Genomic DNA, 579 nt, shown 5'->3' on the forward strand with positions numbered 1-579 from the left:
CGCGGCGGCGTTCCGCGCGGCCTGTGACCGGTCGCTGCCGTCGGTCGTCCGCGTGAACGAGATGGCGGCCTCGCCGGCCCGCGTCCGCGAGGCCTTCGACGACGAGGGGGTGGCGTACGAGCCCGTCGACTGGCACGACGGCCTCTTCCGGCTTCCGGACGGCAACCCCGGCGGGAACTGGCCGTACGTCCACGGCTGGACCCACGGGCAGGAGGAGGTGTCGGTGCTGCCGGGGCTCGCGCTCGATCCGCGGCCCGGCGAGCGCGTCTGGGACGCCTGCGCGGCGCCCGGGAGCAAGACCACCCAGATCGCCGACGCCATGGACGACGAGGGGACGGTCGTCGCCAACGACAACAACCTCGGGCGGCTCTCCGCGCTCCGGCACAACGCCGAGCGCCTCGGAATCACGAACGCGATCGTCACGAACCAGGACGCGCGCAACTTCTCGACGAAGCCGCTCGCGTTCGACGAGTTCGACCGCGCCCTCGTCGACGCCCCCTGCTCCTGTGAGGGTACCTGCCGCAAGAACCCGGACGTGGTCGACCAGTGGACGCTCGATCACGTCCACGCCGTCGCCGG

At 72.5% G+C, this 579-nt stretch carries 1 pseudogene; it reads left to right on the plus strand.

Annotation, left to right across the window (positions count from 1 at the left end):
• Window positions 1-579 (plus strand): annotated as a pseudogene (locus DJ69_RS12060) (RsmB/NOP family class I SAM-dependent RNA methyltransferase); the annotation flags it as partial.

The sequence above is a fragment of the Halorubrum persicum genome (assembly GCF_002727125.1).
Taxonomy (GTDB): domain Archaea; phylum Halobacteriota; class Halobacteria; order Halobacteriales; family Haloferacaceae; genus Halorubrum; species Halorubrum persicum.